This window comes from Bacillus sp. FSL P4-0290, assembly GCF_037975435.1.
Classification (GTDB): Bacteria; Bacillota; Bacilli; order Bacillales; family Bacillaceae; genus Bacillus; species Bacillus subtilis.
The window spans coordinates 2,683,791-2,697,547 of record NZ_CP150253.1 but is presented as its reverse complement, the minus strand read 5'-3'; the positions used below and the strand labels follow the sequence as shown (position 1 = coordinate 2,697,547).

At 43.0% G+C, this 13,757-nt stretch carries 18 protein-coding genes; 16 read left to right on the top strand and 2 right to left on the bottom strand.

The annotated features are described in order from the left end of the window. Window positions 1–124: 124 nt before the first annotated feature. The 7 genes from ccpC to MKY10_RS13980 all read left to right on the top strand — a co-directional run bounded on the left by ccpC (window position 125) and on the right by MKY10_RS13980 (window position 5,263). Complete coding sequence (gene ccpC / locus MKY10_RS14010; protein WP_003232387.1) at window positions 125–1,006, top strand: transcriptional regulator CcpC; 882 nt, start codon at window positions 125–127, stop codon at window positions 1,004–1,006. Window positions 1,007–1,117: 111 nt separating this feature from the next. Continuing rightward, window positions 1,118–1,594, top strand: coding sequence for a flavodoxin (locus MKY10_RS14005; RefSeq protein ID WP_015252191.1), 477 nt, complete (start codon window positions 1,118–1,120; stop codon window positions 1,592–1,594). Continuing rightward, window positions 1,584–2,477 (top strand): hypothetical protein, encoded by an 894-nt coding sequence (locus MKY10_RS14000; protein WP_015252190.1) that lies wholly within the window; start codon window positions 1,584–1,586, stop codon window positions 2,475–2,477. Before MKY10_RS14005 ends, MKY10_RS14000 begins: the two co-directional genes overlap by 11 nt. A 15-nt stretch (window positions 2,478–2,492) precedes the next feature. Beyond that, the gene (locus MKY10_RS13995) at window positions 2,493–2,948 is read left to right on the top strand and encodes a flavodoxin (protein ID WP_048655218.1); all 456 of its coding nucleotides are present in this window, start codon (window positions 2,493–2,495) and stop codon (window positions 2,946–2,948) included. Window positions 2,949–3,051: 103 nt separating this feature from the next. Continuing rightward, complete coding sequence (gene dapD / locus MKY10_RS13990) at window positions 3,052–3,762, top strand: 2,3,4,5-tetrahydropyridine-2,6-dicarboxylate N-acetyltransferase (protein WP_003218680.1); 711 nt, start codon at window positions 3,052–3,054, stop codon at window positions 3,760–3,762. A gap of 69 nt (window positions 3,763–3,831) precedes the next feature. Beyond that, window positions 3,832–4,956, top strand: coding sequence for an N-acetyldiaminopimelate deacetylase (locus MKY10_RS13985; RefSeq protein WP_021479383.1), 1,125 nt, complete (start codon window positions 3,832–3,834; stop codon window positions 4,954–4,956). A 61-nt stretch (window positions 4,957–5,017) separates the two neighbouring features. Continuing rightward, the gene (locus MKY10_RS13980) at window positions 5,018–5,263 is read left to right on the top strand and encodes a YkuS family protein (protein ID WP_003232382.1); all 246 of its coding nucleotides are present in this window, start codon (window positions 5,018–5,020) and stop codon (window positions 5,261–5,263) included. A gap of 36 nt (window positions 5,264–5,299) precedes the next feature. Here MKY10_RS13980 and mscT read toward each other — a convergent pair whose 3' ends face one another. Then, complete coding sequence (gene mscT, locus MKY10_RS13975) at window positions 5,300–6,103, bottom strand: small-conductance mechanosensitive channel protein MscT (RefSeq protein ID WP_003244994.1); 804 nt, start codon at window positions 6,101–6,103, stop codon at window positions 5,300–5,302. 236 nt (window positions 6,104–6,339) lie between these two features. Between mscT and ahpA the strand changes: the two genes are divergently transcribed. The 3 genes from ahpA (at window position 6,340) to rok (ending at window position 8,441) form a co-directional block, all read left to right on the top strand. Continuing rightward, window positions 6,340–6,882 (top strand): biofilm-specific peroxidase AhpA, encoded by a 543-nt coding sequence (gene ahpA / locus MKY10_RS13970; RefSeq protein WP_003245371.1) that lies wholly within the window; start codon window positions 6,340–6,342, stop codon window positions 6,880–6,882. Between the two features lie 71 nt (window positions 6,883–6,953). After that, window positions 6,954–7,400 carry a thiol-disulfide oxidoreductase YkuV gene (gene ykuV, locus MKY10_RS13965; RefSeq protein ID WP_015252187.1) on the top strand — a complete coding sequence of 149 codons (447 nt, stop codon included), beginning with the start codon at window positions 6,954–6,956 and terminating at the stop codon, window positions 7,398–7,400. 465 nt (window positions 7,401–7,865) lie between these two features. Continuing rightward, entirely contained in the window at window positions 7,866–8,441 is a 576-nt protein-coding gene (gene rok / locus MKY10_RS13960) for a transcriptional regulator Rok (RefSeq protein WP_003232378.1), read from the top strand. A gap of 40 nt (window positions 8,442–8,481) precedes the next feature. On the opposite strand, the gene cse15 is transcribed toward rok, so the two are convergent. Next, a complete protein-coding gene (gene cse15, locus MKY10_RS13955; RefSeq protein ID WP_048654871.1) occupies window positions 8,482–9,447 on the bottom strand; it encodes a spore protein Cse15 in 966 nt (321 codons plus the stop codon). Window positions 9,448–9,583: 136 nt separating this feature from the next. On the opposite strand from cse15, the gene MKY10_RS13950 reads away from it, so the two are divergent. Genes MKY10_RS13950 through moaD form a run of 6 tightly spaced genes read left to right on the top strand, consistent with a single transcriptional unit; the run spans window position 9,584 to window position 13,744 of the window. Then, on the top strand, window positions 9,584–10,183 hold the full coding sequence (locus MKY10_RS13950) for a molybdenum cofactor guanylyltransferase (RefSeq protein WP_015252185.1): 600 nt from the start codon (window positions 9,584–9,586) through the stop codon (window positions 10,181–10,183). 50 nt (window positions 10,184–10,233) lie between these two features. Further along, window positions 10,234–11,253: a molybdopterin-synthase adenylyltransferase MoeB gene (locus MKY10_RS13945; protein WP_032721477.1), complete on the top strand. Its 1,020-nt coding sequence runs from the start codon at window positions 10,234–10,236 to the stop codon at window positions 11,251–11,253. 17 nt (window positions 11,254–11,270) lie between these two features. Continuing rightward, on the top strand, window positions 11,271–12,563 hold the full coding sequence (glp, locus tag MKY10_RS13940; RefSeq protein ID WP_003232372.1) for a gephyrin-like molybdotransferase Glp: 1,293 nt from the start codon (window positions 11,271–11,273) through the stop codon (window positions 12,561–12,563). Then, window positions 12,524–13,045 (top strand): molybdopterin-guanine dinucleotide biosynthesis protein B, encoded by a 522-nt coding sequence (gene mobB, locus MKY10_RS13935; protein ID WP_029725925.1) that lies wholly within the window; start codon window positions 12,524–12,526, stop codon window positions 13,043–13,045. Before glp ends, mobB begins: the two co-directional genes overlap by 40 nt. Continuing rightward, window positions 13,045–13,518, top strand: a complete 474-nt coding sequence (locus MKY10_RS13930; RefSeq protein WP_015715811.1) for a molybdenum cofactor biosynthesis protein MoaE — start codon at window positions 13,045–13,047, stop codon at window positions 13,516–13,518. The genes mobB and MKY10_RS13930 overlap by 1 nt, the downstream gene beginning before the upstream one ends. Then, window positions 13,511–13,744 (top strand): molybdopterin converting factor subunit 1, encoded by a 234-nt coding sequence (moaD, locus tag MKY10_RS13925; protein WP_003232366.1) that lies wholly within the window; start codon window positions 13,511–13,513, stop codon window positions 13,742–13,744. Before MKY10_RS13930 ends, moaD begins: the two co-directional genes overlap by 8 nt. The last annotated feature ends 13 nt before the right edge of the window (window positions 13,745–13,757 follow it).

Sequence of the window (13,757 nt, the reverse complement as noted above, 5' to 3'; positions counted from 1 at the left end):
TATAGGCAGAGTGAAAAAGAAAGCGCATACATAATTTAAACGAGAATAGGGCTTGAATAAGAAACTAAGAGTTTATTAGAATGGGAGATAAGAAAAACTTATTGATAACAAAAAGGAGGACGACATGCAGCTTCAAGAGCTTCATATGCTCGTAGTTTTAGCTGAGGAATTAAATATGAGAAAGGCGGCAGAACGGCTTTTTGTATCTCAGCCGGCTTTATCTCAGCGCTTACAAACCATTGAAAAGGCGTGGGGAACAAAAATCTTTTTAAGATCCCAAAAAGGATTAACGGTAACGCCTGCTGGTGAGAAAATCATTCAGTTTGCGAATGATGTGACATTAGAGCAGGAAAGAATAAGAGAAAATATTGACGAGCTTGAAGGTGAAATTCACGGCACATTGAAGCTTGCCGTCGCCTCCATAATCGGTCAGCATTGGCTCCCTAAAGTCCTGAAGACGTATGTTGAAAAGTATCCGAATGCAAAGATCTCGCTCATAACCGGGTGGAGCAGCGAAATGCTGAAAAGCTTGTATGAGGATCAGGTTCATATCGGCATTATAAGAGGCAACCCTGAGTGGAAGGGGCGCAAAGATTACTTAATGACAGATCATCTGTATTTAGTGGATACTGAAATTTCCTGCATCGAAGATATTGCCCATACAGAACGGCCGTTTATCCAGTTTAAAAGTGATAGCACTTATTTTCAGGAAATTCAGCACTGGTGGCATCAAAAATTTAAAACGTCGCCGAAACAGACGATATTGGTTGATCAGATTGAAACGTGCAAACAGATGGCGCTGCACGGAATCGGTTATGCCATTTTGCCGTCTGTTACCCTTCAAAATGAAGATAAAGTGAATAAAATGCCTCTTTTAGACATGAAAGGGCATCCGATCGGTCGGGATACATGGTTATTAGGCTATGAGCCTGCCTTTGAACTGAAACAAGTTCAAGCTTTTGTACAAGTGATAAAGGATATGCTGGATCAGGAAAATCCATTTTAAAGACAGCGAGGTGCTGTCTTTTTTTTATTTATCTGTTGACAATGAAAATCATTATCATTTAAAGTGATACATATGATATTGAAAATCATTATCAACTAATGGGGTGATAACATGGCTAAAGCCTTGATTACATATGCCAGCATGTCAGGAAATACAGAAGACATTGCCTTCATAATAAAAGATACACTTCAGGAATATGAGTTGGATATCGATTGTGTCGAGATAGATGATATGGATGCGTCTTGTTTAACCTCCTATGATTATGTACTGATTGGCACCTATACATGGGGGGACGGCGATTTGCCCTACGAAGCGGAGGATTTTTTCGAAGAGGTTAAACAGATTCAGCTTAATGGTTTAAAAACAGCCTGCTTCGGGTCTGGCGATTATTCTTATCCAAAGTTTTGCGAAGCGGTGAATTTGTTCAATGTCATGCTGCAAGAGGCGGGAGCTGCTGTTTACCAGGAAACACTAAAAATTGAATTAGCGCCTGAAACAGATGAAGATGTGGAAAGCTGCCGAGCGTTTGCGAGAGGTTTTCTTGCATGGGCAGATTATATGAACAAGGAAAAAAGCCATGTTTCATAAAGGGGCAACTGCTGTTACGGCATCGGCGTTTTCTGGATATTTTGTGGCGGTACAAGGAGAAGGCATTTTTCATTATTCTTTGGAGCAGGGCTGGAGAAAGCTTTTTCGTTTGAAAAGTAAGATACACTGTATCAGCTACATAGGGCCTTACTTATTTGGTGTTGGTGAAAAGGGAACAGTCATTCGTTCGGCTGATGAAGGGAAAACCTGGACGATGTCGAGCTTTCCGACAAATGCAACAGTGTGGGCGATTACCGGCAGAAACAACGGGTTTGTCTGCGCCCACGGTAAGCATTGTATTTATGTAACGGATGATTTTGGTGTCTCATGGCGCGTAGTCAAACCTTTTGCCGAATTTCATAATCCCCCTGTTATCCGGTCGCTATGCCTTCACGGGGGCAATCTTTTTATCGGCACGCAAATACACGCATATTTTGGCGGCATTTGGGCTTACGACATTAAGCGTGACACTGTCCAAATTGTCAAAAAAGAAAAAAACCGGATGACGGCATCCATGCTCGTGTTCAATGAAAATTGGCTGGTGGCGGCGATGGGTTCTGTGAAAGGAAAGCACGGTGCTGTCACTGTACGGAATCTTTTGAATGGTGAAGAATTTATTATTCAATCCAGCATGATCAGAAAAGAAGAGTCATTTCTTGATCTTTCAGAGGATGATGGAATTATATATGTCACTACAACACAAGATGAAAACGGTTTTTCGAGAATTTACCAGGCTGATCTCGAAGCCCGGTCGTTAAAGTGGTTCGATACCATTAAGGGACATGGATGGAGAGTGGCCAATCAGAAAGAGAATTTCTTTTGCGCAGGCTTGTATGAATGTAAATTTGTCCAGCCGTACGAAGTTTCAGCAATGATTCATTAGAGGAGGAACAAGGAATTGGCGAAGATTTTGCTCGTTTATGCAACAATGTCAGGCAACACTGAAGCAATGGCAGATTTGATTGAAAAGGGGCTTCAGGAGGCGGAAGCAGAAGTAGACCGTTTCGAAGCAATGGATATTGATGATGCCCAGCTGTTTACCGATTATGACCATATCATAATGGGAACCTATACGTGGGGAGACGGAGATCTGCCTGATGAATTTTTAGATCTTGTTGAAGACATGGAGGAGATTGATTTTTCCGGTAAAACATGCGCGGTATTCGGTTCTGGTGATACAGCATATGAATTTTTCTGCGGAGCGGTTGATACGCTCGAAGCAAAAATAAAAGAATGCGGTGGCGACATTGTGCTGCCTTCGGTAAAAATCGAAAATAATCCAGAAGGTGACGAAGAGGAAGAATTAATGAACTTTGGGAGACAATTCGCAAAGAAAAGCGGGTGCGCTGTCTGATCACTCACTGGGAACTGCTAAACGGCTGTTCCTTTTTTTCTTGTCTTTGTATCTTTCCTTTGATACAGTAATGAGGTAGAAAATCAGGAGGAGGACTATACATATGAAAATGATGGACGCAAATGAAATTATTTCATTTATTCAAAATAGTACAAAATCTACACCTGTAAAGGTTTACGTGAAAGGTGAGCTGGAAGGAATCAATTTCGGCGAATCTGCGAAAGCTTTTATTAACGGAAACACTGGTGTCGTTTTCGGTGAGTGGAGCGAAATCCAAACAGCAATCGAAGAAAACCAAAGCAAAATCGAAGACTATGTGGTTGAAAATGACCGCCGCAATTCTGCGATTCCAATGCTTGATCTTAAAAACATCAAAGCGCGTATCGAGCCGGGTGCGATCATCCGCGACCAAGTTGAAATCGGTGATAACGCAGTCATCATGATGGGTGCTTCTATTAATATCGGTTCAGTCATCGGCGAAGGCACAATGATTGATATGAACGTTGTGCTAGGCGGACGAGCTACTGTTGGAAAAAACTGCCATATCGGCGCGGGTTCTGTACTTGCGGGCGTTATTGAGCCGCCATCCGCTAAACCGGTTGTGATTGAAGACGACGTCGTAATCGGCGCAAATGCTGTTGTGCTTGAAGGCGTAACAGTAGGTAAAGGAGCTGTTGTTGCTGCGGGCGCGATCGTGGTAAACGACGTTGAGCCATACACTGTCGTTGCAGGCACACCAGCTAAAAAAATCAAAGACATTGATGAAAAAACAAAAGGCAAAACTGAAATCAAGCAGGAATTACGCCAGCTGTAAGGAAAAGTTTGATAAAAAAGGCGTGGATAATATATCCACGCCTTATTCGTATAGGCAGGAGGAATAGAAATGAAGAAAGAGGAGCTCATCGCAATTCGCAGAGATCTGCATCGTATACCGGAGCTTGGATTTCAGGAGTTCAAAACCCAGCAGTATTTATTAAATGTCTTGGAACAATATCCGCAAGACAGAATTGAAATTGAGAAATGGCGAACAGGGCTTTTTGTAAAAGTGAACGGGACGGCGCCGGAAAAAATGCTGGCATACAGAGCGGATATCGATGCACTTTCTATAGAAGAGCAAACTGGTCTTCCATTCGCATCAGAGCATCACGGCAACATGCACGCCTGCGGTCACGATTTGCATATGACAATTGCACTCGGCATTATTGATCATTTTGTTCACCACCCAGTCAAACATGATTTGCTTTTTCTGTTTCAGCCGGCAGAGGAAGGGCCTGGCGGTGCGGAACCAATGCTTGAGAGCGATGTATTAAAAAAATGGCAGCCTGATTTCATCACTGCCCTTCATATTGCTCCAGAGCTTCCGGTAGGCACCATTGCGACAAAAAGCGGCCTTCTATTTGCGAATACATCAGAGCTAGTCATCGATCTGGAAGGCAAAGGGGGACATGCGGCATATCCGCATTTGGCTGAGGATATGGTTGTAGCAGCAAGTACACTTGTCACCCAGCTGCAAACGATTATCTCTAGAAACACAGATCCGCTAGACAGTGCTGTTATTACAGTTGGTACCATTACCGGAGGCTCGGCACAAAATATCATTGCAGAAACGGCCCACCTGGAAGGCACGATCCGCACGCTTTCTGAAGAATCGATGAAACAAGTAAAGGAACGGATTGAAGATGTAGTGAAAGGAATCGAAATCGGATTCCGCTGCAAAGGAAAAGTGACATATCCGTCTGTATATCACCAAGTTTACAATACGAGCGGATTAACAGAAGAATTTATGTCTTTTGTTGCTGAACATCAACTGGCGACAGTAATTGAAGCAAAAGAAGCAATGACTGGAGAGGATTTTGGCTACATGCTGAAAAAATATCCCGGCTTCATGTTCTGGCTCGGCGCTGATTCTGAACATGGGCTTCATCATGCTAAGCTGAATCCCGATGAAAATGCGATAGAAACAGCGGTTAATGTCATGACAGGTTATTTTTCTGTTTATGCCAATTAAGTACAAATGAAAGAATAAAATTCCATAAAATGAGCACTCTAGTAAACGGAGGTGTTCAAAAATGGCTAAAAAAATAGGAATTGAACAATCATTATCAGATGTAGAAGCTGCTTTAAAAGAAAAAGGATATGACGTTGTAATGATGAAAAGCCCTGCTGATGCTCAAGGCTGTGACTGCTGTGTCGTAACAGGTCTTGATAATAATGTGCAAGGGATAGCCGATACGGTAACACAAGCACCTGTCATTACAGCTTCCGGGATGACGGCTGAAGAAATTTGCAGCGAAGTTGAAAGCAGAATTCAGTAATATAAAAACCGAAGCAAAAAGCTTCGGTTCTTTTATTTATTCTGTTTCTTTAGGGAAAGCGCGGTCGAACGCGTTCTTTATTTCTTTTCTCAACACTCGTTCGACTCGCCACTGTTCCATATTTTCTGTTTTGGCAATGACCCTGATCACAATTTCAGAAGTCCCCAGTTCTTGAATCCCGATGACATTTGGGCCTTCTTTTATTTGTGGAAGAGCCGCTGCCGTCTCATCACAAACCTGCTGTAAAATATGAATCATTTCATCAATGTTTCTTTCAGCCGGCACTTTAATATCAACAAGAGCCTGCATGGTACCACGAGAATGATTACTCACGTTTGTGATGTTTCTGTTGGGGATGTAATGCAATGTTCCGTCAAAGCTGCGGATTTGAGTTGTTCTTAAGCCAACCTGCTCGACAATTCCGTCAAAGGTGGAAACGGTAATATAGTCTCCGACATCCAATTGTTTCTCAAGCAAAATAAAAAAACCTGTCACGATGTCACTGACAAGCCCTTGGGCGCCAAATCCGACAGCCAGGCCGACGATTCCTGCCCCCGCTAAAAGAGCGCTTGGATCATAATGAAACAAATCTAGAACCATGACGAAGAATATAAAAATCAAAGTATAAGCAAATATGTTAAGAGTCAGGCTTCGGAGCGTATGTGCACGTCCGATAGACAAGCTATTCTGCTCCTCGAATTTTGCAAACAGATGTTTAATGATTTTCATGCCTAATGATCGAACGATAAAATAGAGCAATATCATAATGGCGAGTTTAATGAGCAGAACACCGGCATTTGTAATCAGTCCCGCCCAATCATATTGTTTAATAAAGTCCATGTTGAGCTCCTTTTCTAATTGATTGCTGCACATTGAGGCTAGTTACCCTGTACATGACCATGTTAAACGTTTTATTTAAAAATGTCGAAGCCAAAGACATACATGATTTGTTAAAAATTGACTCAGGAAATCTGCTTTTATATAATGGCATTGCAATATAACTAAAAATGGTTAATCACCCTTTATTTTCATGCGATTTTGACCTTAAAGCCAAACAATAAATTGGAGGGATACATATGGCAGAACGTATGGTAGGTAAACAAGCTCCTCGTTTTGAAATGGAAGCAGTCCTTGCAAGCAAAGAATTCGGCAAAGTAAGTCTTGAGGAAAACATGAAAAATGACAAATGGACAGTGCTATTCTTCTATCCAATGGACTTCACTTTTGTTTGTCCGACAGAAATTACAGCAATGTCTGACCGCTATGACGAGTTCGAAGATCTTGATGCAGAAGTCATCGGGGTTTCAACTGATACCATCCATACTCATTTAGCTTGGATCAATACAGACCGCAAAGAAAACGGTCTTGGCCAGCTGAAATACCCGCTTGCTGCTGATACAAACCATGAGGTATCCCGGGAATATGGCGTTTTAATCGAAGAAGAAGGTGTGGCTTTGCGCGGATTGTTTATTATTAATCCTGAAGGGGAGCTTCAATATCAAACTGTTTTCCATAACAACATTGGGCGTGATGTTGATGAAACGCTTCGTGTTCTCCAGGCGCTGCAAACTGGCGGACTCTGTCCGGCTAACTGGAAACCAGGCCAAAAAACACTTTAATTCTTTCCAAGAACGAAAAGCGGTCTAGCATATTCGTTAGGCCTCTCTTTTAAAATAGGAGGGAAAAAGCAATGAAATTACGTCAGCCCATGCCGGAATTGACGGGAGAAAAAGCTTGGTTAAATGGTGAAGTGACGAGAGAGCAATTGATTGGGGAAAAGCCGACGCTTATTCATTTCTGGTCCATCAGCTGCCACTTGTGCAAAGAAGCGATGCCGCAAGTGAATGAATTTCGTGATAAATATCAAGATCAACTGAATGTTGTAGCTGTGCATATGCCCCGTTCCGAAGATGATCTTGACCTTGGTAAAATTAAAGAAACAGCCGCTGAACACGATATCACTCAGCCGATTTTTGTTGACAGTGACCATGCTTTAACCGATGCATTTGAAAATGAATACGTACCTGCGTATTATGTGTTTGATAAAACAGGACAGCTCCGTCACTTCCAAGCCGGCGGGAGCGGTATGAAAATGCTTGAAAAACGTGTGAACCGCGTTCTGGCTGAAACGGAATAGGTATCTGACTAAATAGTATTTCCTAAAAACCTGATCACATCAGGTTTTTTATTTGTGCAAAAAGCAATGGAAGAAGAGTAAGAAGCTTATTTTTCCAAATTTGGGTATAGGAATTGATGATTTGTTTGATTGATACGCTAAAAAACACAGCTAATTTTTGATGTTTTTCCTCAATTTTAGATAAATCTCATATCTCATAACTCGAAAATTGTAGATATTACACTAAATTTCTTTAAAGAAGTAAGTAAAATATATATTTTCAACATTATACCAAATAAACTAGAAAGACCCTTGACCCCTTGAGAATAAAGGACTCTTTTGAAAAATAAAACTTTTTCAGAAAATAAGGAATTTTTCATAGAGTAAATATAATAGTAAAATGCTAAAATAATAGTTGATAAAATTACTTTTGTAATCTAATATCTTAATTAAAGATGTTAATTTTGATAGGGGGTACATTGAGGAATGTTTAATGAAAGAGAAGCTTTGCGCTTGCGGTTAGAACAATTAAATGAAGCTGAAGTGAAAGTCATTCGTGAATATCAAATTGAACGTGATAAAATATACGCAAAATTAAGAGAGCTGGACAGAAATGGAAGCCCTTCCGAAATCAAAAAGGATTTCCGTTCTGAAAAAAAACCTGACTCTCTGCCGGTTCTCGCTGAGCTTGCGGCTCAGGAAATCAGAAGCTATCAGCCGCAATCACAGCAGCAGTCTGTTCAGCCTCAGCTTCAATCTATTTCCTCTCTTCCTGCCGGTATACCAGACGGAACAACACGAAGAAGAAGAGGAACGGCAAGACCGGGATCAAAAGCAGCTAAGCTGCGTGAAGCTGCTATTAAAACATTAAAACGCCACAACGCGGCGATTAAGAGCTCGGAGCTTCAAAAAGAGATTGAAAAAGAAAGCGGTCTTGAAATCCCTAATATGACAACGTTTATGCAAAGCTTAATTAAAATGTACCCGGAAGTGAAAAAGCCATATCGCGGGCAGTACATTTTAGAGGGTGAAATCGAATCTGCAGAATCAGCAAACGAATAAATATAAAGAAAAACTGCTTGGCATCGCTCAAGCAGTTTTTTTATTGAGGTTTTTTCTGTGAAGGTTTGTTTTCTTTTTCAAGATTAAGCTTATACACCCACTTTTGATAAGGCTTTTCTTCAGCGGCTCTGTTTTTCAGCTCTTCGATTGTATGGCTCTTGGCCTGGTCTGATGATTGGGCGTGGGCAAGCTGTTTTTGAAGCACATGTATCTGTTTGGTGACATCTTCAAGGATGGTCTCTACATGATTTGGCTGCGCGTAGACCGCTGGAGCTTCTTCTTCCGTTTTTTCTTTTTGTTTTGTGCCGCCATCAATATCGGCAAAATGAGAAGCAATCCAGGCATCGCTTTCATCAAGCTGCCGTTTATACGATATAATAGTTTCGTGAAATAATTTTTCTTTCGTTTTTTCTATGTCTAGCAGTCTTTCTTTCGTTTCTATGATTCGATCTTTCATATGATCAACTTCTATTTTAATATGTTTTAGCTGATATTCTTTTTCTACCATTTGCTCTTTTAGACGCCCGTTTTCGGCTTTTATCAATTCGGCTTGCTGTTTTGCCTGAAGCAGTGCATTTTGTTCCTGCTCAATCGAGGCTTGAAGTTCGCTGATCCGTTTATGAAGATTTTTATTTTCTTCTTCGATTTTGACTTTAGCAATATGAAGTTTATGTTTTTCTTCGATTTCGGCTCTGCGTTTATAGGTTTCAGCAGATAGAAGCTCCTGCAAAACAACGATTTTATCAAGCAGTTCCGCTCTTATTTGGTGCAGGGTTTGGCTGGTGTGGGAGGCATGTTTTTCTTTTGTTGACATATGTGTTAATTCGGCAGACAGCTGCTGGAGTTTTTCTTTCATATCGGTATTTTCTTTGAGCAGTTTGTTATTTTTCTGATGGAAGTAGCTTGCTTCAAGTTCAGCAATCAGCTTATGGCACCTTGAAAGCTCGGATTTTAAATAAAGGTTCTCCTGAGACACGTCGTGGAAAAAAGGACCTGATCTTTTCATTCGAACCATCTCCCTCATGATGTTAACACTACAATATGCAAATACTGAACAGCTATTCCTCTTTAATAAACAGACAAGCAGTAGCGTTGAGCCTTTGCTTTTGCTATGCTTTTAACGAAACTAGAGGTGAGATGATATGAAGCATGTAAACGTACTGCTGGCAGGGGGAGCCTCGCGGCGATTTGGAGAACCGAAGGCGTTTGTCAAATGGAAGGGCAGGATGCTTTACGAATGCGCTAAAGAGGCACTTGGAGAACAAACGGTTATCATCAGCCGTCCCGAATTTATTGATAGATTTCAAGAAAACGGTGAAAATGAAGTGTATCAAGATGCTGAGCCATTTCAAGGCATGGGGCCATTGGCTGGTATATATACCGCTTTTAAAAAGACAGACGGTGATCTTTATACTGTTCTTTCCTGTGACACACCGCTGATACAAAGAAGGACGATGCTGGAGCTCAAACGTCTGATGACTGCCGGTGCGGACGCGGTAGTCCCAATTTCAGACGGACAAGTGCAGCCATTGATTGCGATTTACCACAAACGTATCATGCCAGTTCTATACGATCAGCTTTCTGAGAAGAGGTTGAGAATATCAGATTTATTATGCAGAATTTCGGTTTGTTACGTACAGGCTGAAAATATCGGAGCAAACCCGGCAGAGTTTATCAACATTAATACACGTGATGATTTTAGCTGTTTGGAAGAAAAATCGAACTCCCTCAAGCGGGACTGACGGGGCAATAACATGATAAGATGACATAAAAGATAAGGAGAACAGGTTTGATGGAGGAACGTTATTCACGGCAAATCAGATTTAAGCAAATTGGGGAAGAGGGCCAGAAAAGACTGGCAGACAGCCATGTGCTGATTGTCGGAGCGGGAGCGCTCGGCACTGCAGGAGCTGAAGGGCTTTCGAGAGCGGGAGTCGGTACGATTACCATTATTGACCGTGACTATGTGGAGTGGAGCAATCTTCAAAGGCAGCAGCTTTATACAGAAAGCGATGCCAAACTCCGCATGCCGAAAGCCATGGCTGCCAAAGAGCATCTATCAGCGATTAACAGCGAGATACATATTGAGGCGTATGTTACCGAAGGAACAGCCGAAACGCTTGAGCCGCTGATTGAAAAAGCAGATGTCGTGATTGACGCGACAGATAATTTTGAAACCCGCATGCTGATAAACGATCTTGCCCAGAAAACAAAGACACCTTGGGTCTATGGCGCCTGTGTAAGCAGCCAGGGAATGTTCATGACTGTCATTCCCGGAGAAACCCCTTGTCTGTCTTGTTTGTTTGAGCAAATTCCTGTTGGCGGGGCGACGTGTGATACTGCCGGTATTATTCCGCCTGCTGTGCATATCGTTTCAGCATATCAGCAGGCTGAGGCATTTAAGCTGTTAACCGGCCAAATAGAAGCAATACAGCGGGGTTTTGTGACATTTGATGTCTGGAACAATTCGCATATGAAGATTAACGTTAATCATGTACGCCATGAGGAATGCCCATCTTGCGGAGCAAATGCGGTATATCCTTATCTTCAGGATTGGAACACACCAAAAGCTGCTGTACTATGCGGCCGTGATACAGTGCAGGTAAGGTCAGAATCATTAAAAAGAATCCCGAAACAGGAGCTCATTAAGCGGCTGAAAACAATCGGCAAGGTCGAGGCTAATGCGTTTTTGCTGCATATTTTTTACGAGGATTTCAGAATTGTCATTTTCAATGACGGACGGGCACTGGTGCATGGAACAAATGATGTGAAAGAAGCCAACTCCGTGTTGGCAAGAGTGATTGGACTGTAACAACAGGAGGGGTCAGAATGCTGGAGAAAAGAACACCGATACCGGTAGACGAGGCAGTTCGGCGTGTCTGCCATTTTCAAAAACAAGGTGAAACAGAATGGGTGGCGCTTGAAGACAGCCTTCATCGGTTTTTAGCCGAAGATATAACTGCGGATCACCACGTCCCTGCGTTTGACCGTTCGCCATACGATGGTTTTGCTGTCAGAGCGTGCGATACGGCAGAAGCTTCACGTGAAAACCCAGTTCGGTTTGAAGTTATTGACCATATTGGAGCGGGAGCAGTATCTGAAAAAGAACTTGGCCCGTTTCAGGCCGTGCGGATTATGACTGGCGCGCAAATCCCTGAAGGGGCAGATGCAGTCGTCATGATTGAACTGACTCAAGCCTTTGAGGAGAATGGGAAGTCATTTATGTCTTTAAAACGCCGCTTTCAGACGGGGGATAATATTTCAAAAACAGGTGAGGACGCTCAAAAAGGGAGTGTTTTACTGACAAAGGGCACCCGGGTGACACCAGGAGTGACGGCTCTTTTGGCAACATTCGGATACGCATCTGTGCCTGTCGTGAGAAAGCCTGTAGTCGGGATTATCGCAACCGGTACCGAATTGCTGAATGTCAGTGATCCGCTGGAACCGGGAAAAATCCGCAACAGCAATGCGAGTATGGTATATGCGCAAGCGATAGAAGCAGGCGCAACACCGCTTTATTTAGGGAAAATCTCTGATGAACTGGATAAAAGCTTTGCTGCAGTTAAAGAAGCGATGAAAAAAGTGGATTTCCTGATCACAACTGGCGGTGTGTCAGTCGGTGACTTTGACTTTTTGCCTGCGATCTATGAAAAACTCGGAGCGGACGTGCTGTTTAATAAAGTTGCCATGCGCCCGGGCAGCGTGACAACGGTGGCGCATGCAAACGATATGCTGCTGTTTGGCCTTTCAGGTAATCCGTCGGCATGCTATGTCGGTTTTGAACTGTTTGTCAAACCGATAATCCAGACATGGCTGCTCAATGAAACACCGCATTCAATTTGTGCGGAAGCTGTTTTGACCAAGGATTTTCCGAAGCCGAACCCATTTACCCGATTTGTTCGTGCGCTCGTGCACCATCAGGAAGGGAAGCTGTTGGCGACACCCGTTGGCTTAGATAAGTCGAGCTCTGTCACATCACTTGCAGATGCCAATGCATTTATTATCCTGCCGGGCGGCACGCGAGGCTACGAATCTGGCAGAACGGTTCAAGTGCTGCTCATCAGAGAAGAGAATGGAAGTGAATGGCCTTGGTCCGTCCTTTCCCGATCGTCCAAGTTGTAGGATTTCAAAACAGCGGGAAAACAACGTTTATTGAGCGCATTCTTGAAAAAGCCTCTGAACAGGGAGTCCATTTGGGCTGCCTGAAGCACCATGGTCACGGCGGTGAACCGCAAACGCTCACGGAAGGAAAAGACACGGACCGTTACAAGGCGGCAGGTGCTGATGTAACAGCGGTAGAAGGTGCTGGTGTGTTACAGCTGACTGCCCGCCGCAATTGGGATTTGGCACGGCTGGTCGAGTTATACCAATTTCTCGAAACAGACTGTCTTCTGATTGAAGGCTTTAAAAAAGCCCCTTATCCTAAAGTGGTTATCCTAAGTGAAAAGGAAGATCTGGAAGCGCTGCAAGCAGTAAATATAATCGCCATCATCTATAGAAAAAAAGAGCATATGACAGAGCATCAGGGATTACCCGTTTTTCATGCGGATGATCCGGTTGCCGTGGATTTTGTGCTTTCACAGCTGAAGGGGGAATCTGCATAATGGAACGGTTTGAGATTACGAAAACACCCATTAATACTGAAGACATCATTAAAAAAGTGGAGAAACGGGAAGCAGGAGCCATTACGACATTTATTGGTACGGTTCGGGAATGGACAAACGGAAAAAGAACGGTTCGGCTTGAATATGAGGCATATGAACCGATGGCCGTGCAAATGCTTGCTCAAATCGGCGCTGAAATCGAAGAAAAATGGGAAGGTGCCTCAGCTGCGATCACGCACCGTATAGGTGTGCTCGATATCGGTGAAGCAGCGGTAGTGATTGCTGTATCTTCTCCCCATCGAAAAGCCGCATATGAAGCCAATGAGTATGCGATTGAACGCATTAAACAGATTGTGCCGATTTGGAAAAAAGAAATTTGGGAAGACGGTGAGCAATGGATCGGTGACCAGCTAGAAACAACAGCTTATCCGAACGGAAAACCAGACCTAAGCGAGGGAGAGCAGCATGATTAAAATTCTTTTATTTGCAGGACTGGCTGAACAGGCCGGTACACAAGCAATAGAAATAGATATGGAACAAGCAACCACAGATGAAATAAAAGCGAGTCTAAAAGAACAATACGGTCTTGAATCTATTGATACGGCTATGATTGCCGTTAACGAAAGCTATGTGAAAGAAAATACCTCTGTATCTTCAGGTGACACGGTAGCCATCATACCGCCGGTCAGCGGGGGATGAAAACCGGACGGCA